At 69.0% G+C, this 26,558-nt stretch carries 24 protein-coding genes; 10 read left to right on the top strand and 14 right to left on the bottom strand.

The features are described from left to right. The first annotated feature begins 298 nt into the window (after positions 1 to 298). Complete coding sequence (locus LRR16_RS16770) at positions 299 to 808, top strand: CinA family protein (RefSeq protein ID WP_232206574.1); 510 nt, start codon at positions 299 to 301, stop codon at positions 806 to 808. Between the two features lie 308 nt (positions 809 to 1,116). On the opposite strand, the gene LRR16_RS16775 is transcribed toward LRR16_RS16770, so the two are convergent. Next, on the bottom strand, positions 1,117 to 3,141 hold the full coding sequence (locus tag LRR16_RS16775; RefSeq protein ID WP_232206575.1) for an ATP-binding protein: 2,025 nt from the start codon (positions 3,139 to 3,141) through the stop codon (positions 1,117 to 1,119). A 315-nt stretch (positions 3,142 to 3,456) separates the two neighbouring features. Here LRR16_RS16775 and LRR16_RS16780 point away from each other — a divergent pair, with 315 nt between their 5' ends. The 3 genes from LRR16_RS16780 to LRR16_RS16790 all read left to right on the top strand — a co-directional run bounded on the left by LRR16_RS16780 (position 3,457) and on the right by LRR16_RS16790 (position 4,797). Continuing rightward, a complete protein-coding gene (locus tag LRR16_RS16780; protein ID WP_232206576.1) occupies positions 3,457 to 3,786 on the top strand; it encodes a hypothetical protein in 330 nt (109 codons plus the stop codon). 181 nt (positions 3,787 to 3,967) lie between these two features. Continuing rightward, the gene (locus LRR16_RS16785) at positions 3,968 to 4,450 is read left to right on the top strand and encodes a hypothetical protein (RefSeq protein WP_232206577.1); all 483 of its coding nucleotides are present in this window, start codon (positions 3,968 to 3,970) and stop codon (positions 4,448 to 4,450) included. A 17-nt stretch (positions 4,451 to 4,467) separates the two neighbouring features. Beyond that, positions 4,468 to 4,797: a hypothetical protein gene (locus LRR16_RS16790; protein ID WP_006576900.1), complete on the top strand. Its 330-nt coding sequence runs from the start codon at positions 4,468 to 4,470 to the stop codon at positions 4,795 to 4,797. Between the two features lie 21 nt (positions 4,798 to 4,818). Here the strand turns inward: LRR16_RS16790 and LRR16_RS16795 are convergent, their stop codons facing one another. Continuing rightward, on the bottom strand, positions 4,819 to 5,409 hold the full coding sequence (locus LRR16_RS16795) for a diguanylate cyclase (RefSeq protein ID WP_232206578.1): 591 nt from the start codon (positions 5,407 to 5,409) through the stop codon (positions 4,819 to 4,821). A 9-nt stretch (positions 5,410 to 5,418) separates the two neighbouring features. Continuing rightward, positions 5,419 to 6,432, bottom strand: a complete 1,014-nt coding sequence (locus tag LRR16_RS16800; protein WP_064573959.1) for an SDR family oxidoreductase — start codon at positions 6,430 to 6,432, stop codon at positions 5,419 to 5,421. Between the two features lie 499 nt (positions 6,433 to 6,931). On the opposite strand from LRR16_RS16800, the gene LRR16_RS16805 reads away from it, so the two are divergent. The 5 genes from LRR16_RS16805 to LRR16_RS16825 are packed head-to-tail and all read left to right on the top strand — an operon-like array spanning position 6,932 to position 11,184. Then, positions 6,932 to 8,203 (top strand): glycosyltransferase family 1 protein, encoded by a 1,272-nt coding sequence (locus tag LRR16_RS16805; protein ID WP_064573960.1) that lies wholly within the window; start codon positions 6,932 to 6,934, stop codon positions 8,201 to 8,203. 13 nt (positions 8,204 to 8,216) lie between these two features. After that, positions 8,217 to 9,314: a UDP-glucuronic acid decarboxylase family protein gene (locus tag LRR16_RS16810; RefSeq protein ID WP_232206579.1), complete on the top strand. Its 1,098-nt coding sequence runs from the start codon at positions 8,217 to 8,219 to the stop codon at positions 9,312 to 9,314. Next, positions 9,311 to 9,514 (top strand): hypothetical protein, encoded by a 204-nt coding sequence (locus tag LRR16_RS16815; RefSeq protein ID WP_023263497.1) that lies wholly within the window; start codon positions 9,311 to 9,313, stop codon positions 9,512 to 9,514. Before LRR16_RS16810 ends, LRR16_RS16815 begins: the two co-directional genes overlap by 4 nt. Positions 9,515 to 9,517: 3 nt before the next feature. Beyond that, positions 9,518 to 10,252, top strand: a complete 735-nt coding sequence (locus tag LRR16_RS16820; protein ID WP_006578788.1) for a PIG-L deacetylase family protein — start codon at positions 9,518 to 9,520, stop codon at positions 10,250 to 10,252. A gap of 14 nt (positions 10,253 to 10,266) precedes the next feature. After that, a complete protein-coding gene (locus tag LRR16_RS16825) occupies positions 10,267 to 11,184 on the top strand; it encodes a glycosyltransferase family 2 protein (RefSeq protein WP_232206666.1) in 918 nt (305 codons plus the stop codon). Between the two features lie 257 nt (positions 11,185 to 11,441). Here the strand turns inward: LRR16_RS16825 and LRR16_RS16830 are convergent, their stop codons facing one another. The 11 genes from LRR16_RS16830 to LRR16_RS16880 form a co-directional block, all read right to left on the bottom strand. After that, entirely contained in the window at positions 11,442 to 12,389 is a 948-nt protein-coding gene (locus LRR16_RS16830; protein WP_232206580.1) for a glycosyltransferase family 4 protein, read from the bottom strand. Further along, the gene (locus LRR16_RS16835; RefSeq protein ID WP_232206581.1) at positions 12,382 to 13,509 is read right to left on the bottom strand and encodes a glycosyltransferase family 9 protein; all 1,128 of its coding nucleotides are present in this window, start codon (positions 13,507 to 13,509) and stop codon (positions 12,382 to 12,384) included. The genes LRR16_RS16830 and LRR16_RS16835 overlap by 8 nt, the downstream gene beginning before the upstream one ends. Then, a complete protein-coding gene (locus tag LRR16_RS16840; RefSeq protein WP_064573968.1) occupies positions 13,506 to 14,552 on the bottom strand; it encodes a glycosyltransferase family 2 protein in 1,047 nt (348 codons plus the stop codon). The genes LRR16_RS16835 and LRR16_RS16840 overlap by 4 nt, the downstream gene beginning before the upstream one ends. Beyond that, entirely contained in the window at positions 14,539 to 16,305 is a 1,767-nt protein-coding gene (locus LRR16_RS16845; RefSeq protein WP_232206582.1) for a carbamoyltransferase C-terminal domain-containing protein, read from the bottom strand. Before LRR16_RS16845 ends, LRR16_RS16840 begins: the two co-directional genes overlap by 14 nt. Positions 16,306 to 16,338: 33 nt before the next feature. After that, complete coding sequence (locus tag LRR16_RS16850) at positions 16,339 to 17,535, bottom strand: glycosyltransferase family 9 protein (protein ID WP_232206583.1); 1,197 nt, start codon at positions 17,533 to 17,535, stop codon at positions 16,339 to 16,341. Beyond that, positions 17,532 to 18,188, bottom strand: a complete 657-nt coding sequence (locus tag LRR16_RS16855) for an HAD family hydrolase (RefSeq protein WP_232206667.1) — start codon at positions 18,186 to 18,188, stop codon at positions 17,532 to 17,534. Before LRR16_RS16855 ends, LRR16_RS16850 begins: the two co-directional genes overlap by 4 nt. Continuing rightward, complete coding sequence (locus LRR16_RS16860) at positions 18,188 to 18,928, bottom strand: SDR family oxidoreductase (protein ID WP_064573971.1); 741 nt, start codon at positions 18,926 to 18,928, stop codon at positions 18,188 to 18,190. Before LRR16_RS16860 ends, LRR16_RS16855 begins: the two co-directional genes overlap by 1 nt. Before the next feature lie 478 nt (positions 18,929 to 19,406). After that, positions 19,407 to 19,874 (bottom strand): heme-binding protein, encoded by a 468-nt coding sequence (locus LRR16_RS16865; RefSeq protein ID WP_232206668.1) that lies wholly within the window; start codon positions 19,872 to 19,874, stop codon positions 19,407 to 19,409. A 169-nt stretch (positions 19,875 to 20,043) separates the two neighbouring features. Continuing rightward, positions 20,044 to 22,758, bottom strand: a complete 2,715-nt coding sequence (locus tag LRR16_RS16870; RefSeq protein ID WP_232206584.1) for an ABC transporter transmembrane domain-containing protein — start codon at positions 22,756 to 22,758, stop codon at positions 20,044 to 20,046. A gap of 44 nt (positions 22,759 to 22,802) precedes the next feature. Next, complete coding sequence (locus LRR16_RS16875) at positions 22,803 to 23,759, bottom strand: hypothetical protein (RefSeq protein ID WP_232206585.1); 957 nt, start codon at positions 23,757 to 23,759, stop codon at positions 22,803 to 22,805. A 137-nt stretch (positions 23,760 to 23,896) separates the two neighbouring features. Next, positions 23,897 to 24,442: a low affinity iron permease family protein gene (locus LRR16_RS16880; protein WP_172682443.1), complete on the bottom strand. Its 546-nt coding sequence runs from the start codon at positions 24,440 to 24,442 to the stop codon at positions 23,897 to 23,899. 278 nt (positions 24,443 to 24,720) lie between these two features. Here LRR16_RS16880 and LRR16_RS16885 point away from each other — a divergent pair, with 278 nt between their 5' ends. After that, entirely contained in the window at positions 24,721 to 26,556 is a 1,836-nt protein-coding gene (locus tag LRR16_RS16885; RefSeq protein ID WP_232206586.1) for a BON domain-containing protein, read from the top strand. The last annotated feature ends 2 nt before the right edge of the window (positions 26,557 to 26,558 follow it).

Consider the following 26,558-nt stretch of genomic DNA (forward strand, 5'->3'; position numbering starts at 1 on the left):
GTGCTCCGGTTGTATCGGATCGCCACGGAGCGGGCGCATCAGCGCTGGGCACCCGCGGCTTCGAGGCCAGACGCAATATCCATACCGCCGCCGCTTGCGTGGCCGAGCACCGCTCCGACCGTGGCCAATCACCACTGTCGGCGTGCTGCCGGCGTTCGGAATTTCATGCAGGGGCCGCTTTTTACACACTTTTCCGATGTCCGCCGTGGACCACTCGGCAAAACGTGCAGATTTGACCAAGGCCGCCGATGGCATGGAATCTGCACACCGGCGGTCATTGACTCGGGAGGAAAACGAGATGAATGCCCATGAGGAGGCCGCACGCTTTCTGTTGCGGCATGGCCTGCAACTGGCTACCGCGGAGTCGTGCACGGCCGGCCTGATCGCCGCGCGCATCGCCGATGTGCCCGGCTGCGGCGACGCGCTGCGCTGCGCGGTGGTTGCCTATGCGCCGGCGATCAAGCATCGCGTGCTCGGCGTTTCGCCGGAAACGATCCGCCGTTACGGCCTGACCAGTGAAGAGGTATCGCTGGCGATGGCGCGCGGGGTACTCGCGCTGACCGATGCCAACCTGGCGATCGCCAATACCGGCATTGCCGATGGCAAGGGAGACGACGGCACGCCGCCCGGTACGCAGTGCTTCGCCTGGATCTTCAGGCAGACCGGCCGCGGTAACGGCCGCACCGTCGAGTTTTCCGAAACCGTGCGCCTGCGCGGCGCCCGCAACGAGGTTCGCGAGGCCGCGGCCGAATTCGCGCTCGCGCAGATCCCCCGCTATTACGCGCTGGCACAGCAGCGGGAGCGCTGACCGAACCGCGGCGCCAACAGACGCGCCGCTGCCCTCTCCCCAGCCCTCTCCCGCAAGCGGGAGAGGGAGACCACCGTCGGCATGGGAAAAGCCCGCTGGTTTGCTGCCCTCTCTCGCTTGCGAGAGAGGGAGAGAACACCGTCGGCATGGAGAAGGCCCGCTGGTTTGCTCCCCTCTCCCGCTTGCGGGAGAGGGAGAACACCGTCGGCATGGAGAAGGCGCGCTGGTTTGCTCCCCTCTCCCGCTTGCGGGAGAGGGGTCGGGGGAGAGGGCGTTGGGCACTGGCAAACCGCAGCGCTTGCGCCAGCTCAGCTGCGCCGGGGCAGATGGCAGGCCGGCAGGAACAGCGTCACCGTGGTCCCCTTTCCCGGCGCCGAGCGCACCGTCACCGCGCCGCCCGCCTCACGACAGAAATCGGCGACCTGGCTCAGGCCCAGACCGGTGCCGACCCCGTCCGGCTTGGTGGTAAACAACGGCTCCAGCGCCCGGTCCGCGACATGGGCCGGCATGCCGATGCCGCTGTCGCTGACCCAGATCCGCACGTAGACGCCCCGCATCGGCGTCGCGGCATCGGCCGCAGGACCGTCCGCCGCCTCATCGGCCGCCTCATCGGCCGGCCCGTCCGTCCGCTCTTCCGGCCGTCGACGCTCTGCCCCATCGACAGAACCCTCCACCCCGCGGCGTGCATCGAGCTCCGGCGGCAGCGTCGCCGCGCCGCTTGAGGCCGCGCCCAGATTGGCGGCACCGATCTCCAGCAGGCCGCCCTCGGGCATCGCATCGCGCGCGTTGGCCGCGAGGTTCAACAGCGCGAGCCCCAGCTCGCAGCGGTCCGCATGGACCGGCAGGCAATCGGGACTGACCGCATAGCGCAACGCAATCCCGGGGCCGAGGGTCGCGCGGATCAGCGGATCGCATTGCTGCAGCTCCTCGTCGAGCGCGATCGACTCGCGGCGATGCTCGCGCCGCCGCACCACGCCCAGCAGCCGATCGGCCAGCAGCGCGCCGCTGGCCAGGCTTTTGCGGATGCCGGCCAGCGCGGTACGGTTGGCGCGGTCCGCCCTCTCGGCTCGCTCGGCTCGCTCGGCTCGCTCCACCCGCTCCACCCGATCCCCCCGATCCGCGCCATCGCCCCCGCTGCGATGTCCCGCCCCGCCGGTGCGCAGGATCAGCACATCGGTATAGGCCGAGATCACCGCCAGCACATTGCGGAAGTCATGCGCGACCGAGGCGATCAACTGCCCCATCGCCTCGAACTTGCGCGACTGCCGGTAGCGCTTCTCCAGTTGCTCTCGCCGCGCGCGTTCGTCGCGCCAGCGCCGCCGCACCGCCTCCTCGGCACGAATGCGCCGCAGCGCGCTCCACAACGACAAGGACAGCACCGCCGAGACAATGGCGGCAGCCAGCGAGGCGGGCGCCATGCGCCGCCACCAGGCGCGGTAGACCACGCGATACGGCACGCTGACCATCGCGCTGGCCACCCCGTCGCCGACCGGGTGGACCGCGACCAGCCAGGCATGGCCGTCGGCGCGCCCGACCCGCTCCGGTCCATCTCCCTCGCGCAGGTGCCGGACCTGGGCGGCGAACCGCGCGGCGTCCGGGTCTGGCCATGGATAGGCGGCCAGCACCGCGCCATCGCCGCGCACCAGCGCCGCGCGGTATCCATCGGTGTTCTCCAGCAATTGCCGGTAGAAGTCGGCGAAATAGGAAGGCCGCAGCGAGATCGACACGATGCCGGCAAGCCGTTGGCCGTGCATGCGCGGCATGCTCGCCTTGAACACCGGTTCGGGGATCACGCCGCCCAGCAGCACCGCGGACAGGTGCGCGGGCTCGCGCTCGAGCATGATGGCGCGATAGTCTTCCCGTCCCGCGATATTGAGAGGCGGAGCCGGATACAGCAGGCTGCTGGCCAGCAGCGTGCCATCGTCGCCGAAGATCCCCAGCGCGAAGGCCTGCGGCAGATCGCGGCCCATCCGCGCCATGCGCCGATGCAGCTCGAGCTCATGGTGCCGGATGTCCGCGTTGCTCCAATGCACGGTCAGGTCGCGCAGGCGCTGGTCGGCGAGGCGGTTGCTTTCCATCACCTTGCTCGCGTGTTCCTGCACCACCCGTGCGATCAGCACGCATTGCCGCTCGGCATCGGCGAACGCATCGCGCAGCGCGAGCCAGCCCCAGCCGGCAAGCAGGCACAGCGGCAACAGAACGGTACCGGCCAGCAGCAGTGCGGCCACGCGGCGGCGCAGCGGGTAGTCGGCGTGGGACTCGGCATGCGCGGCGGCCGGGGGCTCGGCCTGTGCGTGGGTGTCAAAGGTCTGCGGGGAATTCGACGTGTCCATGGCGTGAGCCGGGCGCGGCATCAGATCGCCGTTCGGCCGGGTGCGGGCCAGCTTAGTGAGCGCTGCCGAGGCTGCAAGACCGGCGGCGCCAGAAGCTATAGTTGCCGCCCGCCGGGGTCCGGGGCGGGACGATGCCGTCACGGTGCGGGTGCCGCCGCTTGCCCAACGAATTACAACGTCCATGTAAAACCGGCCGAAAAACGAGCGCACTCGGCGCCGGGCAGCCCCACAAAGGGCATGTGCAGCAGGCTTCGCGACTGGCATGGTTAGTGCTCGATCGAGGGAAGTGCAACTTGCCTTCGGCGGAGTGGACGCATGGCACCAGAACCACGGCCCGGGACCGAATCCCCCAATGGCGGCGACCCCGTCGGCCAACGCAACGATCCGAGCGGCAGCAAGAGTTCGGGGCCGACCCCGGCGCAGAGCGCGCCCGATGCCGGCGGCCGCAACGATCAAGGCAATGAGCAGCGCAATGACGAGCGCAGCGGCCAACGCGACATCGAACGCGACAGCGGCGGCGGGTCCGCGCGCGAGGCCGACCCGGCGGCCGGGCGCGACCTTCCCGATGAAAACGGCGAGCCGCCCTCGGTCAAGCGGCCCGGCGGCAATCCGGAAGAAAGTGAGCCGCCGGTGGAAAACATCTGAACCGATCGCGAAAAACGTCCTAAAACACTAGAGCACGCCGCCATCGGCACGCAGCCATCGCCGGCATGCGGTCGCGCGCCGCGGATCCGGCCGACCCCCGGTCCACCCCGTACGACCGTCTCCTTACCAAGCCGACATTGCCGTGTTCGCCCACGCCCGTTCGCCAAACTGCCCGCACACCGTGAAATCGACCCTTCCGTCCCCAGACGACCCGACCGCCATGCTGGCGGCGTTGGGCGAACTGGCCGCGCTCTGCGGGCAGGCGCTCGAAGCCGCCTCGGTCAGCGCCGCCGATCCGCAATTGCGGGCGCTGCTGATCCATCGCGCCAACCTGCAGCGGCGCGCGGCCGCCGATCTGTCGCAGCGCGTGCTCGGTGCGCCGGGCGCGGCGCCGCAAGGAGATGGCGCCGCGCATCGCGAGCGCCCCGGCGATACACCGCTGCAACTGGCCTGTCGGCGGGCGAGCCGTTCGGTGAGCGCATGCGGTGCGCTGCTGCGCGGCGAACTGGACGATCCGACGTTGCGCCCGTGGCTGATCCGCTATTACCACGAAGCGGCCGATCTGCTGCGCGTGCTTGAGCAACTGACGCGCGAGCAGTACCCGGCCTCAGCACGCCGGTCGCCGTCGCGGCCGATCGTCAACCGGCCGCTGCCGCACCGCTAGTCCGCCTGGTCCCGTCAATGCCAACGAATCCGCCGAACTCGCCGAACTCCCCGAATCCGCAGACTCCCCATGCCGATCTGCGCCGCACGCCGGCCGATGCCGGGCCGGCGGCAATGCCGCCGGTGCCCCGGCCTGCCTGGACGCGCCTGCTCGATGCGCTGGCGATGACGCTGCTGGTGATTGCCGGTGTGCACGAGGCGATCATCTGGCTGGGAGGCGAGGGCTGGCTGGCGCGCCTTCCGAGTGCGGGCGGCAGCGACAACGCGGTGGTGGTCGGCGTCGTGTTCGCGCTGGCCGCGGCCTATGGGGCCTATCTGGTCGTGCGCAGCTGGCGGCGCGTCGGCTGAGCGTTGGGCCGCCCCTCAGCCTTATCCCTCCGTCACCACCGCCGCGCCCTGCTCGCGCTCGACGCCATGCCGGCGCCGCCAGCGCCGGCAGCGGTAAAACTCCTCGACGAAAGGCAACACGCCGCATAGCGCCGTCGCGGCGAGCACTACCGCGAGATACCAGCCGGGCAACGGCGGCTGTTTCGGCGTCAGCAAAAAATCCGGGGTCTGCTCGCCGAGGCCGAACAGCGCCAGCGCCTGCGGCCAGTGCGCGACCGCCACCAGCGCCAGCGCCGACAACGGCAACACCTCGAGCAGACCGTGCATATGCTGCTCGGTCGGCCCGATGATCCGGCGCCCGTACGTGTAGTGGACATCCCACCAGGCGGTGGCTGCATGCACGACCACGGCCACCATCATGATCGCCAGCGCCAGCGCGTTGATCTCGAAGAACAGCGCCAGCAGCACCGGCACGCCGACCTCGGCCAGCATCAACAGATGCAGCGCCGATTCGTAGGTGCCGGCATTGCGCTCGATCCGCTCGCGCCGATGGCAGGCCCAGTCGCCCAGCCCCGCCAGCAGCCACAGCGGGACCAGGCCATACATCAGGATCAGCGTGGCCGCCTCAGCCATCGTCCCCGCTCATCGCATGCGCGTGCGCCGCATGCCGAGCGCCGCGGCGAGCGCCAGCGATGCGCCGACCACCATCGCGCCGGTCATCACCGGATGACGGGTGCTGGCCGTATAGGGACAGGTCCGGACCACGTGCCGGCGCCCCTCCCGCTCGACCAGGTCGTTGGTGGCCTGGAACAGCGCGTTGTTCTCGCGCGGGCCGGCCGGCCGGGCGGTGCACTGCGCGCGGCCCAGGAAGCGCCGCATCACGCGGTCGTACAGCGCCGGCATATGGTAGGCGGCGGACGACATCGCCTTGGACGCCGCGCCGACGAACATGTCGCGGCGCGGATGCTCGGCGGCAAACAGGATCGCCTCGGCCGCCATCTCCGGGTCGTAGACCGGCGGCGCCAGTTCCGGCTCGACGTCCAGGTAGTTCTTGGCATGGCTGGCGAACGGCGTGTCGAGCGCCGCCGGCTTGATCAACGTGACGGAGACCGGCGCGCGCTCCTGTTCAAGCTCGAGCCGCAGCGAATCGGTGAAGCCCTTGATCGCATGCTTGGACGCCGCATAGGCGCTCTGCAGCGGCAACGGCACGTCGGAGGCCTCGCTGCCCATATTGATGATCGCGCCGCCGCGCTCGCGCAGATGCGCGGCCGCGACCAGCGAACCATGGACCACGCCCCAGTAGTTGGTATCGAACAGCTTGCGCTGGTCCTCCACCGGGACCTCGTTGTAGCGGCCATAGATCGTCACGCCGGCGTTGTTGACCCAGGTATCGAAGCCGCCGAAGCGCTCGATCGCGGCCTGCGCGAGCGCCTTGACCGCCTGCAGATCGCCGACGTCCGTGGTCACGGTGATCACTTCGGTACCGTTCTCGCGCAGCTGCTCGGCGAGTTGGTGCAGTGCTTCTTCGCCGCGCGCGGCGAGAACCAGCTTGGCACCGCGCGCCGCGGCCTTGCGCGCGGCCAGCAGGCCCACACCGCTGGTGGCGCCGGTGATCACGATGACCTGCGATCCGATTTTCTTCAGCGTCATTCTCATCTGCTTGCTACTCCAGCGGCCCGGGTCTCGATGTATTGCGTCGCGCTCTCCCCAGTGCAGTCGCCCCGCATCGATTTGATCGATGCCGTCGGTCTCATCCATCCGAACGACGCCGCACGCGCGCGGCCGCCGGCACGGGCCTTGCCGCCGACAGCGTTGCACGTCTCGCAAGGAGCGTTCCCGGCCCCATTCGCCCTGCATTGCGCTGCTGTTTCGCCCGCGCCGCGCATGCACGGCCGATGCCAGCGCGCGCTGCTGGCGCGTATTACAAAAAGCTGCAATTTCGCCATGCCCGCCCGCAGCGAGCGAAAGTGCGTGCGCAAATTTTCATGTGCGGCATGGGAACCGAAGCAGAAGCGATATAACGCTTCTCCAGTTCTTCCCGCCATCAACAGCCTGAGAAGTCGCACGCTGGCATGCAAGCTGCAAACACGGTGGCTTTACTAGCGAGCGGATCGCGGCTGTGACGGCTGGCAGCTCGCTCCCCTGGGAGCCAACCATGCAAAGGATCGCGTTGATCAGCGAGCACGCTTCCCCTCTGGCCGGGCCGGGTAGCGTGGACAGTGGAGGACAGAACATCTACGTGGCGCAGCTGGCGCGCCATCTCGGCAAACGGGGCTATCCGGTCGATGTGTTCACGCGGCGCGACAAGGGCCTGTTGCCCGAGGTCGTCGCGTTCGCGCCCAACGTCCGCGTGATTCATGTCCCCGCCGGGCCCGCGGTGCACGTGCCGAAGGAACAGCTATTGCCTTATATGGACGAATTCGGCGCCTACATGGCCGAATTCATGGCGCGCGATCGCGTCGGCTATATGGTGATGCACGCAAACTTCTTCATGTCGGGGCTCGCCGCGCTGCACGTCAAGCAAAAGCTTGATATTCCGCTGGTCATGACCTTCCATGCGCTCGGCAAGGTCCGGCGCCAGCACCAGGGCAGCGCGGATGGCTTCCCCGACTGCCGCTTCGAGATCGAGGAGCAGCTGGTGCGCGAATCGGACTGCGTGATCGCCGAGTGCCCGCAGGACCGGCACGATCTGATCCGGCTTTACGGCGCCGACCCCGGCACGATCGAAACGGTGCCCTGCGGCTTCGACGGCGACGAGTTCTCGCCGGTGCCGCGTAGCGAGGCGCGCCGTGCGCTCGGCTGGCCCACGCATGAATTCTCGGTGCTGCAGCTCGGCCGCATGGTGCCGCGCAAGGGCATCGACAACGTGGTGCGCGCGATGGGCGAGCTGCGGCGTGCATTCGGCCTGCGCGCCCGGCTCTACGTGGTCGGCGGCAATTCCGACCAGCCGAGCCCGGCCGCCACGCCCGAAATCGGCCGGCTGCAGAAGATCGCCGCCGAAGAAGGCGTGGGCGATGCGGTCACCTTCGTCGGCCGGCGCGGCCGCGACCAGCTGCGGCTGTTCTATAGCGCGGCCGATGTATTCGTCACCACGCCGTGGTACGAGCCGTTCGGCATCACGCCGGTCGAGGCGATGGCCTGCGGCGTGCCGGTGATCGGCGCCGCGGTCGGCGGCATCCGCAGCACCGTGCTGAATGGCCGCACCGGCTACCTGGTGCCGCCCAACGATCCGGCGGCGCTGGCCGCGCGGCTCGCGCGGCTGGCCTGCGATCCGACGCTGGCGGAACGGATGGGCGCATCGGGCCGCCGCCGCGCGCACGCGCATTTCACCTGGGCCGGCGTCGCCGCGCGCATGGAAGGCGTGTATGCGCGGCTGGCCGGCGTCACGATCGATGAAACGGCGCAAACGCCGCAAGCCGCGGCTTGAACGGAGCGACCTCATGAAAGAAGCCAACCGACGCCGCGTGCTGGTCACCGGAGGCGCGGGCTTTCTCGGCTCGCATCTGTGCGACCGGCTGGTCCAGGCCGGCCACGATGTGCTGTGCGTGGACAACTTCTATACCGGCAGCAAGGACAATATCGCGCACCTGCTGCGCGAGCCGAACTTCGAGCTGATGCGTCACGACGTGACCTTTCCGCTCTATGTCGAGGTCGACCAGATCTACAACCTGGCCTGCCCCGCCTCGCCGGTCCATTACCAGAGCGATCCGGTGCAGACCACCAAGACCAGCGTGCACGGTGCGATCAACATGCTGGGACTGGCCAAGCGCGTGAAGGCGCGCATCCTGCAGGCGTCGACCAGCGAGGTCTACGGCGACCCCGACTGCCATCCGCAGCAGGAGTCTTACTGGGGCCACGTCAATCCGATCGGTCCGCGCTCGTGCTACGACGAGGGCAAGCGCTGCGCGGAGACGCTGTTCATGGATTACCACCGCCAGCACGGCGTCGACGTGCGCATCGCGCGGATCTTCAACACCTACGGGCCGCGCATGCATCCGGCCGACGGCCGCGTGGTGTCCAACTTCATCACGCAGGCGCTGTCGGGCCAGCCGCTGACGGTCTATGGCGACGGCTCGCAGACGCGCTCGTTCTGCTATGTCGACGATCTGATCGAAGGGCTGATCCGATTGATGGAAGCCCCGGGCGACCACAGCACGCCGATCAACCTGGGCAACCCCTGCGAGCTGTCGATGCTGGAGATCGCGCGGAAAGTACTGGCGGCGACCGGCTCATCGGCGCCGATCGTGATGCGGCCGCTGCCGGAGGACGATCCGCGCCAGCGCTGCCCCGATATCACGCAGGCCGGCCAGCAGCTGCAATGGGTGCCGCGCATCGACCTGGACGAGGGGCTGCGCCGCACGGTGGCCTACTTCGCCGAGCGCCTGGCGCGCGGCGCCGGCATGCCGGCGCCGGCGGTCAACGACACCGTCGCGCAGCAGGCCGATGGCGTTGCCGCGGCGGCGCAGGTTTCCGCCGGCATGGCGACGCTCGCGCCACGGCGCGGCGCCGGCCCGACGCCAAGGGGAGCGACGCGATGAACGGCAATATCACCTTCCTGGTCTACCGGCTCGAATGGCATCGCCGCCGTGCCGAAGCCCTGCACGCGGCGCGCAGCGGACGCTTGCGCGAGCTCGCCGATCTGCCCTCGTGCAAGATCTACTGGGCCGCCGACGCCTTCGCACACCGCGGTCACGCCGCGGCGCCGCGGATCGGCGACCTGCAAACCGAACCGGAATGAACCATGTCCCTGTCGGTCTCCATTCCCCTGGTCGTGATCTCGCCGCACCTGGACGATGCCGTCTTCAGTTGCGGCAACCTGCTGGCGGCATGCCCCGGCTCCGTGGTCGTCACCGTGTTCGCCGGCGTGCCGCCGGTCGACATGCCGGCGCCGGACTGGGACCGGCGCGCCGGCTTTTCCAGCGCGGCGCAGGCGGTGCTGGCGCGGCGCGAGGAAGACCGCGCCGGCCTGGCGATCCTCGACGCGCAACCGGTCTGGCTCGATTTCCTCGACAGCCAGTACAACCGGCGCCACACCGCGGGCGAGATCGCCGCGCAGCTGTCGAAGGTGATTTCGCTGCATAACGCCTGCGCCGTGGTGGCGCCATGCGGTCTCTACCATTCGGACCATACGCTGGTGCACGAGGCCTGCGCGCGTCTGTGGCGCGAGCGCGATCACGGCGGACCGCCGTGGCTCTATTACGAAGAGGCGATCTACCGGCGCAAGCCCGGCATGCTGCACAAGCTGCTGGCGCGCTGGCACGCGGCCGGCACCGTGTCGACGCCGGTGGACCTGGCGATCGGCGAGCACACCGCCACCAAGGCCCGCGCCTGCAACGCCTACGCCAGCCAGCTGGCGATGTTCGATTCGAATACGATCAGCGATCTGAGCGCGCCCGAGCGCTATTGGCAGTGGGAAGCCAGCGCCGGCGATTCGACCGAGGCGCAGACCGCCTGCACCAGCGAGGGCAGCGTGTGAACGCAGCGGACGGCATGACGGCGCTGGCGCCCGGCGGCGACCGTCGTACGCAGGCGCAGCAGGAAGCGCGCGTCAGCGTCGTGGTGTTGACGTACAACCGGCGCGAATGGCTGCGCGCCACGCTGTCGCGCCTGTGCGCGCTGCCGGAGCGCCCCGCCATCGCCGTGGTCGACAACGGCTCGAGCGACGGCACCGCCGACATGGTGCGTGGCGATTTTCCGCAGGCTGCCCTGCTGCGGCTGCCGGCCAATCTCGGCGCCGCGGCGCGCAATGTCGGCGTCGACTGGGCTCGGACGCCCTATGTCGCGTTCTGCGACGACGACACCTGGTGGCACCCCGGCGCGCTGAAGCTGGCCGCGGACACGCTGGACCGCCATCCCGACGTCGCCGCGCTGACCGCGCATCTGATGGTCGTGCGGGAAGACAGCGAGCCGCAGACCGACCCGATCAGCCGCATCATGGCCGACAGTCCGCTGCCTTCCGCCGGGCTGCCCGGCAAGGCGATCCTCGGCCTGCTGGCCGGCGCGACGGTCTTCCGCGTGGACGCCTACCGCCGCGCCGGCGGTTACCATCCGCGGCTTTTCATCGGCGGAGAGGAAACGCTGCTCGCGCTGGATCTGGCGGCGCTGGGCTGGCAACTGGTCTATTGTCCGGCGCTGATCGCCTACCACCAGCCCTGCCCGATCCGCGCGCACCGGACGCGCCGGCGGCTGCTGGCGCGCAATGCGATCTGGTCGGCGTGGCTGCGCCTGCCGGCCGGCGCGGCGCTGCGCGAGAGCCTGCGCATGGTGCCGGCGCTGCTGCGCGAAGGGGGACTGGTGGGATGCGTCGACACCGCGCGCGGGCTGCCGTGGGTATGGCGCGAGCGCGCGGTGATTCCGCCGACGGTGCAGCGGTTGCGGCGTTATCTGGGGTCGGCGCAGATGCGGTGAGGGTTGAGGCAGGCGGCAGTGGTTGAGCGGGCGCCGCTTGCCCTCTCCCCGGCCCTCTCCCGCCAGCGGGAGAGGGAGAACACAGGCGGTTGATGAAAGAGCTGCCGGTTTGCTGCCCTCTCCCCGGCCCTCTCCCGCGAGCGGGAGAGGCAGCAAACAAAGGGCTGCGGATGTGCTCCCCTCTCCCGCTTGCGGGAGAGGGGTTGGGGGAGAGGGCAAACGGCCGCCCACTCCGCGACAACGCCCGCCCTCACCCCTTACTGCGCCACCTGCCTCAACACCCCACACCAATCCTCGACAAACCGCCCGATCCCGAAGCGCTCCATCGCGCTCGCCCGCGCCTGTTCGCCCCATTCCCTGGCGAGCCCCGGATCGTCGATCAGCCGCCGCATCACCTCGACCAGCCGCTCGAGCCGCGTATCGACATAGCCGCTGTGTCCATTGCGGATCGCGGTCGACATCTCGGTGGTCGCCAGTCCGACCACCGGCATGCCGATCATCATCGCCTCGACCACGGCAAGCCCGAGGCTCGTATAGCGAATCGGATTGAAGAAAAAGCGGTAGCGCGCGACAAAGGCGGCCAGCTCGGGATTGGGCACCTCGCCGAGCCCACCGGCCTCCTCCGCCGCCATGCCGACCAGATCGAGCGGCACCTGCTCGCGCGCCTGCGCAAAGATGTCGGCGCCAAGCCGGCGGCCGCGCTTGGTCAGGTTGTTGACGACGCTGATGCCGCGCGGCGCCTCGCCGCTGTAGCGCACCGACGGATCGACCAGCACGCCATGCTCGATCACGCAGTGCGGCGTGACGCCGCTGTCCCACATCAGCGCATTGAACGGCGTCACATGGACCAGCATCACGTTGGGGTCCTGCACCTGATGCACGGACGCCGTCGGATGCTGCTGCGGCGGATCGTGTTCCAGGAAGATCGTCGGCAACCGCCGCTGCGCCTCGGTCAACAACGTCTCGCGATCGCTGTCCCAGTGCCGCTGGTGCTGGTACAGCACGCAATCGAACTCGCGCTTCGGCACATCGTCGTAGGCGACCTCGTGCACGTTGTCCCCCCACGGCAGCGCGCCCACCGCGCCGGCATAGCCCGGCGGCGAGCCCGGCTTGGTGACCAGATACAGGTCGTGCGGAATCTGGGACAGGTAGTACAGATAGTTGCCGTGAACGTGCCAGGTCAGGATGCGCAGCCGCTCAGGCATGGCTGACCTCCTGCGTCTCGCGCGACTGCCCGATCATCGCCATCGCAGCGGCCACCACGTCGTCGACCTCGACGCCCTCGGCGCACAGATGCCCGACCGGGCAGTCCTGATGCATGCAGGGGCGGCATGCCGGATAGTCGGCCAGCACGCGATGGCGTGCATTGTCGAGCGGTGCCCAGCGCGCGCTGTCGCTGCCGCACGAGACCACGACGCTCGGTGTGCGCATCGCCGCGGCGATATGCGAGGCGCCGGTGTCGTTGCACAACAGCAGCCGGGCGTGCTTGACGACCGCCGCCATCGCGCCCAGATCGGTCTTGCCGCACAGGTTGATCACCGGCGAGCCGAGCGCATCGCACAGCTGCCCCGTCAGTTCGGCCTCGTCCGGCGTGCCGGTCACGACGATCTTCCAGTGCTGGCGCAGCATGTCCGCCACCGCGGCAAAGCGCTCGACGGGCCAGCGCCGCGAATGCATGCGCGCGCCGGGGTGCACGCAGATGAAATTGCCCGGTATCAGGTCGTACATCAGCGCCAGGCGCTGCCACGCCGCGTTATCAGCCGGGCGCAGCGGAAATTCGAGGTGGTTGCCATCGGGCGCATAGCCGAGCCGGCTGGTCAGCGCCAGCAGCCGCTCGATCTCGTTGCCACCCGGCCAGTCGATCAGCAGCTCGTTGACCGGCCGAGCACCGTACGAGAACACGCCGGGCTGCCACTTGCGCTCGGCGCGGCCAGCGCTCGGCGCCGCCGGCACCGGCCGGAATCCGGCCATCTGCCGCGCGCCAAGCTGCCGCACGATCGCGTTGGTCACCAGTCCGCTGCCGTGCAGCTGGATCGCCAGATCGAACTGGCGCGCGCGCGCCTGCTCGTAGAAGGCCTGGGCTTCCTCTTCGCGGATCGGCTGCTCGGGCATGCCGGGCGCGCCCGGGAACACCATCAGGTCGTCCACCAGATGCGAGAAGCGTTCGACAAACGAGGCTGCCCATGGCAGCCCGATCAACGTGATGCTCGCCTGCGGCTCCGCCTTGCGCAGCGCGCGCAGCGCCGGCACCGCGCACAGCATGTCACCCAGTTGCAGCGCTCGGAATACAGCGATCCGGCGCGGACGCTCCGCGAATCTGATCATAGGAAACCAACCTTGAAGGCAAGGGCGCCGCGCAGGCGCCAGTACAGGGAAAGCGGGGGAATCAGAATCGAAGTCGCGATCATCTCGGCGACATGCGAAGGGGTCAGCGCGGCGCCACGCAAGCGGCGGGCGCAGAACCACGCCGTCAGTGCCAACCAGAGGCCGAAGCCGCTCCATGCCAGCGGCGCGTGGCCAACCAGCGCGGCGATCAACGCCACCAGCAAGCCCAGCACCGACACGTAGTAGTGCCACGGCGGGATCGGCCGGATGCGCTCGCGATACCAGCGCGGATGCTTCTTGTACAGCAGCGCGTCGAAGAACACCTTGGATTGCGCGGCAAGGCTGCTGCCCCACGGGGCCGGCCGCACCGGATGCACGACCATCGCGTCCGGCGCGTTGCCGATCGGCCCGACCTGCTGCAGCAGGCGGAACTGCAGATCGGAGTCCTCGCGCCACGCGCGCTTGAAGCGTTCGTCGAAGCCGCCGACCTTGACCAGCGCTTCCTTGCGGACGAAGCAGTTGGCAGTGACGAATTCCGCGGTGGCGAGGCCGCCGGTATCGCGCTGATGGTCGGTAGGCCGCGCCGGCAGCGGCACCACCACCTTGCCGGTCATCGCGCAGCATTGCGGCGAGGTCGACAGTGCCAGGCAACCCTCGCGCAGCCAGCCCGGATCGGGGATGGTGTCGTCGTCGGTAAACGCGATCACCGACGCGCGCGCGATGCGCCAGCCCGCATTGCGCGCGGCGGCCGGCCCTTGCGTGTCCGGCACCGCCAGATAGCGCAGCGCGCAGCGTGGCCACGCGCCGTTCAGTTCCTGAACCAGACGCTCGACCTCGGGCTGGCAGCCGTCATCGGCGACGATCACCTCGAACGAACCGGCGCCGAACTGCTGCACGCCGATCGCGCGCAGGCAACGGTGCAGCAGGTCCGGCCGGCGATAGGTCGGGATCACGACCGAGATCAGCGGCTCGTCCGCGGTCTCCGCCGTCTCCGCCGTTTCGACACGGTCGATGGTTCGGTCGGCGGGCTCATGCACCGGCATGGGCGCCCTCCCGCGCAGGCTTTTCCAGCAGGAACGGGCCGATCACCAGCGCATCGAGCGGCGAGGTCCAGAAGCACTCGACCGCATCGCGCGGCGTGCAGACGATCGGCTCGCCGCGCGTGTTGAACGAGGTATTGACCAGGATCGGCACGCCGGTGCGCTGCTCGAACGCCGCCAGCACGTCGTAGTAGGCGGGATTCTGCTCGCGCCGTACGGTCTGCACGCGAGCCGTGCCGTCGACGTGGCAGACCGCGGGGATGCGATCCTCGCGCCCCGGCTTGACGTTGAACACGAACAGCATGAACGGCGCGCGCCAGTTGCCCGGACAGGCGGCGGTAAACCATTCGGCCGCGCGCTCCTCCATCACGACCGGCGCGACCGGACGGAAGTCCTCGCGGTCCTTGATCTGGTTGAGCTTCTGCTGCATCGACGGATCGATCGGCGAGGCCAGGATCGAGCGGCCACCTAGCGCGCGTGGGCCAAACTCCATGCGCCCCTGGAACCAGCCGATGATCTTGTTCTGCGCCAGCAGCTCGGCGGTCTCGCCGGCCACGTCGTCGAGCCGGCGGTACGGCAGCTTGGCCTGGTCCAGGAAGGCCGCGATTTCCTGCTCGTCGAAGGCCGGGCCGTAATAGGCGTGCTCCATCGCCCAGCGCCGCGCCGGCTTGCCGCGCTGCTGCCAGTCGACCCACAGCGCCGCGCCCAGCGCGGTGCCGGCATCGCCGGCGGCCGGCTGCACCCAGACCTCGTCGAACGCGCCCTGGTCGCGCACCCGCGCGTTCATCACGCAGTTCAGCGCAACTCCACCCGCCATTGCCAGCTTGCGCTCGCCGGTCTCGGCGGCCAGCCAGGCCGTCATGCCGAGCACCGTTTCCTCGAGGATCAGCTGCAGCGAGCGCGCGATATTGAAATGCTCGCGCGTGAATTCGCTGCCGCGCACGCGCGGCGGCCCCAGTACCGCTTCGAGATCGGCCTGGTCGATGCGGTAGCCGCCCTCGCGATCGCCATGGACCATTGCGCGGAATACGTCGGCACGGGTCGGCTCGCCGTACGAGGCCAGCGCCATCACCTTGTACTCGTCGGACGAATGCAGGAAGCCCAGATGCCGGGTCACGCGCTCATACAGCAGGCCCAGCGAATCGGGCAGGTCGATCTGCTTGATGCGGCGATAGTCGCGCCCGTCGAACACGCCATAGCTGGTGGTCGCGCTCTCGCCGCGGCCGTCCATCGTCAGCACCGCGCAGCGGTCGAACGGCGCCGCCAGGAAGGCGCTGGCTTCGTGCGCCATATGGTGCTCGACGTAGTGCCAGCGATACGGCGCCTCGGCGCTGCTGCGCACGGTGGCGAAGCGCTTCTGCAGGTGATGCGGCACGCCCGACACCAGTTGCCGCGGCGCGTTGACGACATAGGACAGGAACAGCGGGTCCCACGGAGAATCGGCAACGCCGGGACTGGCGTGCTTCGACGGCTCGAGCGGCAGCGTCACCGTTTCGTCGTTGCGACGCTCGCCGAGCATGATCGCGGGGTCGAAGGAATAGGCGATATGGTCCACGTCGGCCAGCGTGATGCCGGCCTCCTTCAGGCAATAGTCGATCGCGTGGTAGGGCAGCTCCCAGGCGGTGAACGGCACCGGCCGCTTGCCGTGCTTGATGTGCGTGAACCGTTCGTCTTCCGCCGCGGCGATGACCTCGCCGTCGCGCACCAGGCAGGCGGAGGTGTCGTGATAGGCGGCGTTGATTCCAAGCGTGTACATGGCGGCTCCTCTGCGCGATTCCTTGTGTCCGATTCAGGTGGCCAGCACCGCGCCACTGGCGCGTACCGGCGGCAACGGGGGCATGACGGGGGCGGGTACGACCAGCGGCGGCAGCACGTTCGCGGCCTCCGCCGGCGCGCCGGCCAGCAGTTCGCGCGCAGCGGCCACCACGTCGGGGACCGCGACATCGTTGAGGCAGCGGTGGTGCTGTTGCGGGCAGACGCTCTTGTAGCAATAGCGGCACGGCACGTCGGCGTAGAGCGTGCGGTGCGGCACCTGCCACGGCGTGTGCTGCGGATTGGTCAGCGCATACAGATCGACCACCGGCGTGCCGAGCGCGGCCGACAGATGCACCGGCCCGCTGTTGTTCGAGATCAGCAGGTCGGCATGCTCGACCAGCGCGCCCATCTGGCCGAGCGTCAGTTCGCCGGCGATGCCGAGCACGCGCGGATGGCCGGCGGCACGGCACACGCTGTCGACCAGCGGCTGCTCGCTGACGCCGCCGGTCAGCAGCACCAGCGCGCCGTCCTGCTCGGCCAGCGTGCGGGCGACCTCGGCGAAGCGCGGCGCCGGCCAGCGGCGCGACTCGGCGGTCGCGCCCGGATGCATCACCACGCAGCGGCGGGGCACGGCGCCTTCTTGCTCGCCCTCGCCCTGCCAGCGTTGCAGCAGCCGCTGCACCGCGCGCCGATCGTGCGGCTGCACGCGAAAGCGCAGCCGCGTGTCGAAGGCCACCGCGCCGACGGTGGCCACCAGGTCGAGCTGGCGCTGCGTCTCGTGGCGGACCTGCGATTGCGGTTCGGTCTCCGGCACCCAATCGCTGAGCAACTCGTATGGGTTCTCGCGGCAATGCGCCAGCCGCAGCGGAATGCCGGCCATCGTGCACAGCAGCGCGGCCGGCAACGGGTTCTGGCTGTAGACGGTGAAGATCACCGCCGCATCGAAGCGGGCGGCCTGCAGCCGCTGCGCCCACGGCAGCACGCTGCTGGCCGTGCGGTTGCCGGTGCCGTTGCCCTTGACCCAGGGCGCATCCCACGTCAGCAGCGTGTCGATCATCGGCAGGTGGCTGGCCAGCGCCGCGGCGCCGCTCGAGGTCAGCAAGGTCAGATGACGGGACGGGTCGCTGTCCTTCAGTGCCTGCATCGCGGGCGTGGTCATCAACACATCGCCCATATTGTCCAGCCTCACGCACAGGATGCGTTTGGCGTCGCGCCATGCCGTCATCGTCATGAGGCCTCCGCCCGGCAACGTTCGGCGTGCCGCACCGTGCCGCCCAGATGACGGACCACGATGCGCGCGGCCTGATCCAGATCGGCAACGACATGCTCGGGCGTGCGGTACGGCCCGCGCACCCATTCGGTCTCGTTGCCGCAATCGACCAGGATCGTGTGGCAACCGGCGCGCTGGCCGGCCTCGATGTCGTCGAGGATGTCGCCGATCATCCAGGACCGGCGCAGATCGAAATGCAGCAGCGTCGCGGCATTGCGCAGCAACCCCGGCAAGGGCTTGCGGCACAGGCAGGTGCGGGTGAAGCGCGGCACCACGCCTTCCGGATGGTGCGGACAGAAGAAGAAGCCCGACAGCCGCGCGCCGTGGGTCGCGAACAGCTCGCCCAGGCGCTGACGCATCGGCGCCAGCGCCTCGGGCGTGAAGCGGCCGAGCGCGAGGCCCGGCTGGTTGGACACCACCACCAGCGGCACGCCCAGCTTGCCGAGCCGGCGCAGCGCGCGCGCGGCGCCCGGTGCGAGCCGCATCTTGTCGGGGTCGACGTTGTACGGCACGTCCTGCAGCACCGTGCCGTCCTTGTCCAGCAGTACCGCGCCGGGGAGTCCGGCGAGTGCGCTGCGTGCTCCGGCCCGAACGGCGGCGCCAGGGTCGTCGATCAGGGCCACGACGTTTCCTTCATCGGCAGCACCATGACCTCGGGGATCACGGTCTCTTCGGGCTGCGTCAGCACGAAGCGCACCGCGCGCGCGACATTGGCCGGGTCCTGCAGGGTGGACTGGTCGATATCGGCGAAGCGGTCGAGAAGGAATGGCGTGCGCATGCCGCCGGCGACGATGGCCGACACCTTGATGCCGTGCGGCCGCAGTTCCGCGTGAAGCGCGTGCGAGAAGCCCAGCAGCCCCCATTTGGTGGCGTGGTAGGCCGAGGCATTGGGCCAGGCGCGTTTGGACGCGGTCGACGCGATATTGACGATATGGCCACCGCCCTGCGCCTTCAGCATCGGCACCACCGCGTGCGACATCAGATAGGGGCCGTACAGATTGACCATCAGCACGCGGTGCCAGCGTTCGGTCTCGACCTCGTCGACCGGCAGCGTGATGTCGATGGCGGCGTTGTTGATGATGCCGTCGAGGCGGCCGCTGCGTTCGCGCACCTGCTCGAAGGCCGAGCGCACGGCGGCCGGCTCGGCCACGTCGAAGGACAGCGAATAGGCCCGCTCGCCGCTGGCATCGAGCTTCTCGGCGCAGTTGCGGGCCAGGGTTTCGTCGACATCGGCGACCACCAGGCTGGCGCCGGCGGCCGACAGGTTCTGGCAGATCGCGGCGCCCAGCCCGCGCCCTCCCCCGGTTACGAGAAAGGTCTTGCCTTGCAGGCTGGCGTCTGGCGCATCGGTCATTTCGGCTCCTGAAGTTTGGCTTGGAAGGCTTGACCGGATGCGCGCGCGCATGGAATCGGCGCGTTCGACGGGCAGGACGGAAAGGGGAAACGCACGGCACCGCTCCCCATTTCCGGTGGCCCGCCGCTCCGTGCGACGGCGGCGAATCCGGTTCTCTGTGGGGATGCCTTCAGCGAATTGCATGCCAGACGCGTGATGGCGCCGTGGCTTGCCGTTTCGGGGGAAACGGTTCCCCCCATGTCAGGAGTTACATGGGGGGCGTTGGCGTTTATGCCGTGGCTGGTAAAAGTTGCAGGGCGGGTGGTGGCGGCGGGTCGGGCTCTCCCCGGCCCTCTCCCGCAAGCGGGAGAGGCAGAACACCGGCGGCTTGCGTACGGCTTGCGGTTTTGCTCCCCTCTCTCGCTTGCGGGAGAGGGAGAACACCGGCGGCGTGCGGAGGCGCTGGGTAAACTCGAACCGATGTAGGACCGGTCGCTCCCTACTTCTCCGCTCTGCGCCTTTGCTGCGCCACTGCCCGCAGCAGCGCTGCCACGCTCAGCGCGAAAGCCTCGTCGTACCAGGGGTTCGCCCCGCTGACCGCGACGACGATGCCGTCGAGCACTGCCGCGCCGCCCAGCATCGATTCTTCGGCGCGCAGCAGGTGCGGCGCCCGCGCCTGGATCTGGTCGGTCGCCATGCCGGTGCGCCAGGCGACCTTGGCCTTCTCGCGGGCGTACCAGGCATAGTCGGCGTCCCAGCGTTCCCGTCCCGGCGTCGAATACTCGAACAGGATCGCCTGCTCGAACGGGCAGTCCGCCGGGCACTTGCCCGGGTCCATTACCACCACATGCAGGAAGCCGCCCTCGCCGACCTCGCGGTCGCGCACCGCCGCTTCGAGCATCGGCACCGCCAGCGCGACGGCGCGCTCGGCGCTGGCCGCATCGGCGAAACGGCTGCCTAGCGCCATGCCGGGCGAGGCGGTGGCGCCGGGAACGTCGGCGGAGGATCGGGAAGGCGTGGAACTGGGCAGGTCGGGCCTGTCGTGAGGCTGCATGGTTTCTCCTCGATCGGGAAATGAGAAATGGAAAATCAAGCGAAATTCGACGAACCGCGACCGCGGCCCGCAGGCCCCCGCGCTAACCTCGCGGCCCCGGCACCGTGGCGTCGGCATCGCGATGCCGCACCATCGAATGGATCGCGATCACCAGCTCGCCGATCTGCACCGGCTTGGACAGGTGCACCTGGAAGCCGGCCATCATCGCGCGCATGCGGTCCTGCGCCTCGGCATGGCCGGACAGCGCGATCGCGCTGAGGCGGCAGGCCAGTGGCACGTTGCGGTCGGTCTCGAGCCGGCGTACGCGCCGCAGCACGGTGTAGCCGTCCTCCTCGTCCAGCGCGATATCGCACAGCAGTACCTGCGGCCAGTGCTGCGGATCGGCCTGGTCGAGCAGTGCCAGCAGATCGTCGCCGCGGCCGAAGGCCTGTGCTTCGGCGCCATAGTCCTCCAGCGTGCTGGTCAGCACCTCGCGGGTCGGTTCGTCGTCGTCGAGCACCAGGATGCGCAAACCCTTCAGCGCATCGGCAGCGGGCAGCGTCGATGTGACATCCGGCGGGGCCACCGGCGGCGGCACCGGCGCTTCGCGAATCGGCCGCAGTGGCATCGCCATCCGATAGCCGTGGCCATGCGGGTCGACCGTCAGGCGGACCGCATGGTCCTCCAGCAAGCCCTCCAGTTCGCGCATATCGGGCAGCGGCGCCTGCCGGTCCGGCGCGGCCACGTACAGCGACGCCTCGCCGCCCTGCCGCTCGAGCCGCAGCTCGATGCGTCCGCCCGGTTCCATGTCGTCGATCAGCGCATGGCACAGTTCCCACACCGCCTTCTGCACGACACCAGGGTCGCCCGTCACGCGCAGTTCGGCCTCGCCCAGCACGGTAAACAGATTGACCTGCCGCTCGGCGATCAGCTCGCGCAGACCGTCGACCACCGCGGCCACGATCGCCTCCAGCCGGATCGGCTGCAGCGCCAGCTTCTGCTCGGTGCGTTCCAGTTCGCGCTGCTGCTGTTGCAGCCGCCACATCTGCGCGTAGACGCCGCGCCGCGCCAGCAACGCATCGTGGGTGCCCTCCTCGACCACGCGGCCATGCTCCATCACCAGGATGTGGTCGGCATCGGCGATGGTGGACAGCCGGTGCGCGATGATCAGTGCGGTACGGCCCTTCGCCACTTCGGCCAGCTCGCGCTGGATCGCCCGCTCCGAACGCGTATCGAGGGCCGAGGTGGCCTCGTCGAACACGACGATCGGCGGCTTCTTCAGCAGCGCGCGCGCAATCGCCACGCGTTGGCGCTCGCCGCCGGACAGCCGTACGCCGCGTTCGCCGACGCGGGTCTCGTAGGTGTCGGGCAGCCGGTCGATGAAGGTGTCCAACTGCGCGGCGCGCGCGGCCTCGACGATATCGGCACGGGTCGCGCCCTCGCGGCCATAGCCGATGTTATAGGCGATGGTGTCGTTGAACAGGATGGTGTCCTGCGGCACGATGCCGATCACCTCCCGCAGGCTCTGCTGCGTGACCAGCCGCAGGTCCTGTCCGTCGATGCTGATCTTGCCGCTGTCCGGCAGATAGAGCCGGAACAGCAGCCGCGCCAACGTCGATTTGCCCGAACCGCTGCCGCCGACCACCGCCACGGTCTGTCCGGCGCCGATGCGGATACTGACGTCCCACAGCGTCTGCCGGCTCGGGTCATAGCTGAAGTTGACGTTCTCGAACACGATTTCGCCGCGGGACACGTGCAAGGGCCGCGCGCCCGGCGCATCGTGGTCCTCGCCCGGCGGCCCCTGCGCATCGAGCAGCGCGAACAGCCGCTCGACCTGCGTCATCGCGTCGTTCGACTCCCGGAAGATGAAGCCCAGCGTATTGAGCGGCAGCACCACCTGGATGATGTAGGCGTTGATCAGCACCAGGTCGCCAACGGTCAGCGCGCCGGTGACGACGCGCTCGGTCGCCAGCAGCATCACTGCCGCCACGCCCAGCGCAATGCAGCAGCTCTGGCCGACATGCAGCGCGGACAGCGCGTACTGGTTCTCGACGCTGGCATCGACCCAGCCTTCGAGCAGCCCCGACAACCGCTTCGTCTCGAACTTCTCCCGCGCGAAGAACTTGACGGTGTCGTAGTTCAGCAAGCTGTCGACCACCTTGCTGTTGGTCTGCGCCTCGACCGCATTGACCTTGCGCTGCACCTTGGTCCGACGCCGCGTCATCACGAAGGTGTACCCCGCATACAGCGAGAACGTGACGACGATGATCGCCGCAAAGGCGCCACCATAGGCGGCGATCATGATGATCAGTACCGAGCCGATCTCCATCAGCGTCGGCACGATCGTGAAGACGGCAACGCCGAGCAGGAAGCCGATTGCCGCGGTGCCCTTCTCCAGGTCGCGGATCACGCTGCCGGTTTCGCGGCGCGCATGAAAGCGCGCCCCCAACGCATGCAGATGGGAAAACGTGCGCTCCATGAACGTCGCCACGGTACGCTGCGTGACCGGCGCGAACACGACGTCGCGCAGTTCGTTGAAAGCATTGCCGAGCAGGCGCAGCGCGGCATAGGCCAGCACGAGGAAGACCGGCATCGTGATCGCCGCGCCGGCCATCGCGGCGGCGCCGGTGGCTACCGGGGCGACATCGTCGACCACCAGCTTCAGCACCAGCGGCACCGCCACCGCGGCGGCCTTGGCCAGCACCAGCAACAGCACCGCCACGCCCACGCGCGCACGAAAACGCCAGATCGTTGCCCACAGCTCGGCTGCGATCCGGCGTTTGGAGGCGGGAGTGGGATGTCCGTTGGTCGTCGCCATCGTCTCTCTGGTTGGGGGCGGCGCGGAGCGGACCCCTCAGGCCGTCACGAACGGTTGTCGACCTTCGGCGCGTCCGGCGTGGTGCTGCCCGGGTCGCGCAGGTCGCCCTCCCCGACACCCGGCGGGAACTGCCCGCGGCGGATCTGGCGGAAGGTGTCGTTCGGCCCGCTGGGCTCCGGCGTGGTCGTCGCGCCGCGCACCAGTTCAGGCTCGTTGTCCTTCTCGCCCGGCTGGCGATGCGACTGCGCCGATTCCCACGCTTCGCGCGGTTGTTGTTCGGCGGGGTGCTGGCCATGGCTTTGGTCCTGGCTTTGGTGCTGGCTTTGGTCCTGGCTCTGACCCTGGCCTTGGTCCTGGAATTGACCTTGGCTCGCCCCCTGCTCCGCTCGCAGACCGGCCGGCGGCGTCTCGCCCGTGCCACCCTGCTGCCGCGGTTCGCCCGCCCTCTGGCCCTCCATCCGTGCCTGGTCGCCCTTGCTGACGCCCTCGTGCGTGGTGGTGTGCTGGCCCGGCGTCAGCAGCACGCCGAGGTCGCGCTCACCGTTCGCGGCTGCACCGGTACCCGCCTGACTACCGTGGCGATCCTCGTCCTGCCGGACCGACTGATCGATCTCGCTGCCCGGATCCTCGTTGCCGGTCGGGTTCAGCGCGCCTTCGCCCAACTGGCCGGCACGCTCGTGGGGCGCGGTCTCCTGCAGCGGCCTTGGCGTACCAAGCGGGTCGAAGTCCGTCCAGCGGCCGTTCTCCCACTGCCCCTCCGCCTGCTCGAGGTCGCGCCCGCCTTCCAGGCGGATCAGTTCGGCCGCGGTCTGCAGCCGTTCGGGCTCGACGCGCGCGGCCAGCAGCACGCCGGGCGGGCGCGCCAGCTGCTCGGCGGCCTGCGGCGTGCCGATCGTGAAGATCGACACGTCCCATACCGAAAATCCGTGTCCATAAAGCCCTCGCGCCGCGCGCTCGGCGTCGGCGAAGGATTCGAAACGCCCTGCCACGATGGTCGACATGATTGGCTCCTGGGTTCGGCAACGACATTCCCGGTGTCGTGCAAGGAATGCGCCCGCGCGTGCCGTGCGGACCTGGCGCGCCCCGTCGTCACGGCGGCATCGGTAGCCCATGTCGAACTTGCAACACGCACACCGAACTACACGGCCTCATCCGATCCGCTTCCGCGCGAGCCCGGCGTGCCGCCGTCGCGGCTACCGTCGCCACGGCGCTCCTTCGATCCGAGCTCGGCCGCTACCTCTTCCTCCAGGTCGTGCCGCGCTTCCTTCTTGGCAACATGCGTCTGCAGCGCGTCGTCGAGCCCGTGGGTTTCCTCGATATCGCTCTCGCGCTCGGCCAGCTCGGACAGTTGCCGGTAGAACGCCGCCAGCTTCTTCAGGTCCTCTTCGTCCAGATCCTCGATCGACACCAGCCGGCTGCTGGCGTGGCGATGCGAAGCCAGCAATTCGTTCAGCTTCAGATGCACCGCCAGCGAATCCTTGTTCTGCGTCTGCTGAATCAGGAACACCATCACGAAGGTGATGATCGTGGTAGCGGTATTGATCACGAGCTGCCAGGTCTCCGAGTAATCGAACATCGGGCCGGTCACCGCCCACAGCAGCACCACGCCTACCGCCAGCGCAAAGGCGATCGGTGAGCCGGCGCCCCGGGTGGCATGACCGGCAAACCATTCGAAGGCATGCATCACCCTGCGTCGCCAGCCCGGCCGGTCTTCCTCCAAGGAGCCGCTGCCGGCGCCATTGGCATTGCCGTTGGCGGACTTGCCGTTGATCACTTCGCGGGCGACGCTGGCGAGGCGTTCGCGGTCAGTACTGGCTACATCGGGCATGGCAGTTCTCTAGGCGCCTCCCGGCATCGCGGCCTGCAGCAAGCAAAGCGCGCCCCGCCGGACAATCGGCAATATCTCGACATACGGCAAGTTCCATACCTGCCTCGGCAGCACGGGGCGCACGGGACACGTCAATGACACGCCAACGACGAAAGAGACTGCGCTTCGGCGCCGCCGCCACCATGCGCCGTACTTTTTACAAGTGCCGGCGGCAAACTTTTCAGGTCTGGCACGTCCTGCACGACGATCCCGCGCGTCGCTTTCGCATGCCGCCCCTCGCGCACAAGGGTACGGTTCTTGCGGTTCTCTACCCGGTCGGGCAATGGTCCGGCGCAGTGCGCGGCGCGTGCCGCCACTCGGTACGCAAGGAGGGACAGATGAGCAACGGCAGCAATCAGCGCTACCCCGGCGGCTACGGTGGCTACGGCAGCGGTCCGGGGCGGGATCAGGGGAGCGGCAGCGAATGGTGGCGTGACAAGGACGGTGACGATATGGGCGAAGAAATGCGGTTTGGCGAGTACGGCGACGAAGGCGAATCGCGCGAACAATACGGCGGCCGGGAGCAATACGGCCGCGGGCAATCGGGCCGTGGCCAATCAGGCGGTCAATATGGCGGTCAATATGGCGGTCAGCGCCAGGGTCAAAGCCAACAGCGCTATGGGCAGGGCCAAGGACAGGGCCAGCAACGCTTTGAAAACGAACGCGAACGGTGGCGCGATGAATGGGGCGCCGGACGTGGCGGCGGCGATCGTTCGCGCAGCGGCGGCGGCGGTTCCTCGTACGAACAGCAATCGTCGCCGCGCTATCGCGGCGGCGGCCAGGGCCGCTACGACCCGACCGACATGGGCGGCGCGCGCAATCCCTACAGCAGCGGCTATGCCGGCTACGACCCCAGCGGCGGCGGCGTGGAGCGCTACGGCATGTACGGCGTGCGCGATACCGGCCGAGATGATGGACGGATGGGCCAGAGCTCCGGTGAAAGTTCGATACAGGGCTATGGCGGCCAGCAGTACGGCGGCTATGGGCGCGAGCAGGGGCGAGGCGGAAGCGGCGGCGACACGTGGCGCGACCTCGAGGCGCGGGAACGTCTGCGTCGCGGCAACGAGGCCGGCTATGGCGGCGGCTACTACGGCAGCAGTTCGAGCGGCGGCCAGTCGTACAGCGGCGGACAGCGGACCTATCCGGGCGACCCCGGCTATCGCCAGAGCGGTACCTCGGGCTATGGCGGCAGTTCCGGCCAGGGCGGCCGCGGTTATGGCCTGGAGAGCTACGAATCCGGCGGCCGGGGGCGTTCGCAGTATCAGTCGGGGTACGGTTCGCAATACGGATCGCAGTACGGGCAAGGGCAGCAATACGGCGGCCAGCAATCCCAGCAGTACGGCCAGCAAGGCCAGCAATACGGGCAACAGCAGCGCCGCCGTCGCGTCGGCCCGAAGGGCTATCAGCGCTCGGACGAGCGCATCCGCGAGGACCTGTGCGAGCGGCTGTCCGATGTGCCGATGGTCGACGTCAGCCAGGTCTCGGTCGAGGTCAGCGGCGGCGCCGTGACGCTGACCGGCACGGTGCGCGAGCGGCACGAGAAGTTCGTCATCGAGGATATCGCCGATGAGATCTTCGGCGTCCAGGAAGTCCACAACCAGATCCGCGTGACGCGCGACAGCATGGGCAGCGCGGGCGCCGGTTCGGAGGCCGGCGGCGACTATCGCAGCAGTGGCGGCAGCATGTCTGGCACCTCTGGCACCACTGGCTCGTCGGGATCGACCTCTGCCACGTCCACCGGCTCGCCGTTGTCGTCAGGAACGATGGGCACGTCCGGCACCACGGGCAGTACCGGCACGATGGGAACGACGGGAACGTCGGCCACGACGGGGACGACGGGCGCATCCGGTTCGTCGGTCTCCTCGGCCTCTGGCAGCACGCCCGATATCGGCGACGGGCTCGGTTCGACCGGCAAGGGAACCAACCGCTGATC

Origin of the sequence: Cupriavidus sp. UGS-1 (genome assembly GCF_021213615.1) — a bacterium.
GTDB lineage: Bacteria > Pseudomonadota > Gammaproteobacteria > Burkholderiales > Burkholderiaceae > Cupriavidus.